Origin of the sequence: Campylobacter sp. BCW_6873, assembly GCF_001762365.1 — a bacterium.
Taxonomy (GTDB): Bacteria; Campylobacterota; Campylobacteria; order Campylobacterales; family Campylobacteraceae; genus Campylobacter_D; species Campylobacter_D jejuni.
In genome coordinates, this window is sequence record NZ_MJWS01000098.1 from 930 (window position 1) to 3,377 (window position 2,448).

The 2,448-nt window shown below is 28.9% G+C and carries 3 protein-coding genes and 1 pseudogene; all 4 read right to left on the reverse strand.

Annotated features, from left to right (window positions below):
- A pseudogene (locus tag AJ932_RS10825) lies at positions 1-418 on the reverse strand (hypothetical protein); the annotation flags it as partial.
- A gap of 256 nt (positions 419-674) precedes the next feature.
- Positions 675-1,145 (reverse strand): hypothetical protein, encoded by a 471-nt coding sequence (locus tag AJ932_RS08450; protein ID WP_070278545.1) that lies wholly within the window; start codon positions 1,143-1,145, stop codon positions 675-677.
- A 347-nt stretch (positions 1,146-1,492) separates the two neighbouring features.
- Complete coding sequence (locus tag AJ932_RS08460; RefSeq protein ID WP_002881839.1) at positions 1,493-1,819, reverse strand: hypothetical protein; 327 nt, start codon at positions 1,817-1,819, stop codon at positions 1,493-1,495.
- A 342-nt stretch (positions 1,820-2,161) separates the two neighbouring features.
- Positions 2,162-2,392: a hypothetical protein gene (locus tag AJ932_RS10830; RefSeq protein ID WP_070278745.1), complete on the reverse strand. Its 231-nt coding sequence runs from the start codon at positions 2,390-2,392 to the stop codon at positions 2,162-2,164.
- Positions 2,393-2,448: the final 56 nt, after the last annotated feature.

Consider the following 2,448-nt stretch of genomic DNA (forward strand, 5'->3'; position numbering starts at 1 on the left):
CTATATCTTGAATCGAGCTAATAAAATTATCAGTTTCAGTTCCCCTAAATCCTACTATAAATTCATCTTTTTCTTTATCATAAAACAAAGTAGCACTAAAGCCAGAAGCCGTATTTGGTTGGTGGAATTTAATCTCATATTTTTTAGCAAAGTTTTTAGCTTGAATCTCCCCAAATTCTCCATTAAGTGTCGGATATAGTGCAATGGAATCATCATAAATAAAATAATCTTTATATTTTTTAGATAAGGTCTTTGTATATTCTAAATTTTCTATATTGTCTTTATCTTTAGGGAATCTATTTTGCCCTATTTTATAACTATCCATTTCTCGCTCATCGTTATTGATATACATAAAGTTAAAATAACTTGCTTGAGCCAACTCGGCATAGTCTCTTAGATTGTTGATTAATTCTTTCATTTAGTCTCCTAAAGTTAATTTAGCACCAAAAACAGAGCAAATGCCAAAGGGTAATATAAAAACAATATTAAAAAATTCCTTAAATATTTTTTAATTCTTGTTATTCCAAAAAGCCATAGATTGGCTATCATTAGTGGAAAGACTATCCAACCAAGCATTATAAAAAACTCCTCAACCCTATTTGGATTATGTCCAACAATAGGAGATATAAACCAACCTACAACACATAATATAATCCAACAAATATAAAGTATTTTTAGAATCCGCATTCTGTTTCCCTAAACCACACCACGAAACCATCTTTGTGTGTATCATAGAACAAAGTAGCAGAAAAGCCTGAATTTGTATTAGGACAATGTTTTAATGAATCATAGCGAGAAAAGAATTGTTTAGCTTGGAGTGGGGAGAAGTCGCCATCGAGAGCATCAAAATTAAAAGTATCATCAAGTTTATTTGATATGCTTGATAAAAATTCATTGCTTGTTGTTTGGTTTATCAAGACTTCTTGCCCATTTAATTGAATATTTAAAATATCTGCAAAAGTAACTTCTATTTCTTTATATCCTCGTAAATATGAATTATCAGTAATTTTATTGCCTTGCTCATCTAAGGCATATCGTTTTCTTGATATTCCTTTGTTGTCTTTTAGCAAATGGAAATATCCGTAACTAGCCCAAGCAAGCTCGGCATTGTCTCTAAGTTTTTGTATTAATATTTTGTTATCCATTTTTGCTTACCTCCATAATCTAGTAAAAAAAATATATATTGGTATAATCAAGAATATTAAGTTTAAAATTTTCCACCATTGGAATTGTTTGTATGTATCTATTACTAGACTGACTATCACATATGGAACTAATGGTGCAACAATTAGCGTGATAAAAAATGTTGCTATTTTATATGGCGTAGCTCCATGCCCAATAGATCCTGCCAGTAATGTAAAAAGAAAACAGGCAATAAGATAAACTACAAATATAATAAAAATAATATGTTTTTTTCATCTCATATACTCCTTAGTTTCTTTTTCTTGAAAAAGAGTAGCAGAAAAACCTGAATTTGTATTAGGACAATGTTTTAATAAATCATAGCGAGAAAAGAATTGTTTGGCTTGGAGTTGGGAGAAGTCGCCACTAAATAACTCATCATCAAAGAAGCCATTTTTAGCTTTCCTGTTTTTTCATCTTTAAAATATTTGTATTCTATGTTGAGAATATCAATTAGGGTGGGGAATACAGATTGGGTTGTATCTTCTTTAATATCTCTAAAATATTTTAATCTTTTCCAATCCTTACTATTTTCCTCTGGCTTATAACTTTCATTAGCTAAATGAAAATATCCATAGGCTGCCCAAGGAAGTTCTGCATTGTCTCGTAATTTAGTGATTAATCCTTTATTGTCCATTTTTGCTCCTTTGTATTGAAGTACAAACTGCAATATTCTTCTATCTCTATCCACTCAATATTATAACTAGCCACAGATTCTTACTCTAAATTGTAACGTCTTGTATTCCAAGTATCAAGTAAAATTATTGATGTAATGTTATCTTTAGAGATAAGTTTTTTATTGCTATACAGAATAGCCATTATATCATATCTAGTCTTTTTTATTTCTCCTATATATGTTGCATATTCTCTAAAATTTTGCAAATAGAATTGCTATTCTTTACTTATTTTATAAGCTCTTCTATTCAGCTCCTCCCAATCTAATGTATCCAAACTTAATCCAAAATACCCTAGAATCTTATTATACTTTAGGAAGTTCATTTAACTTACACATATTCCTAAATTGCCAATAACTAGGCTCTAAATAATAAGAATAAGGAGTATAATAAAAGATAATTAAGCCTATACCTCCAAGAAAGACTAAAAACTTTGAAACGCTTTTTGTAGATTTAAAGATGATTTTATAAATAAATTTTAATATAAGATAAGAAAGAATAGTAGAAATTATAATAAGAAGTAATATATATGTCATGGGTTATCTCCTTAGATTCTCTATTTTATTAAAATTAAGATGTAATTTTGTGGTTT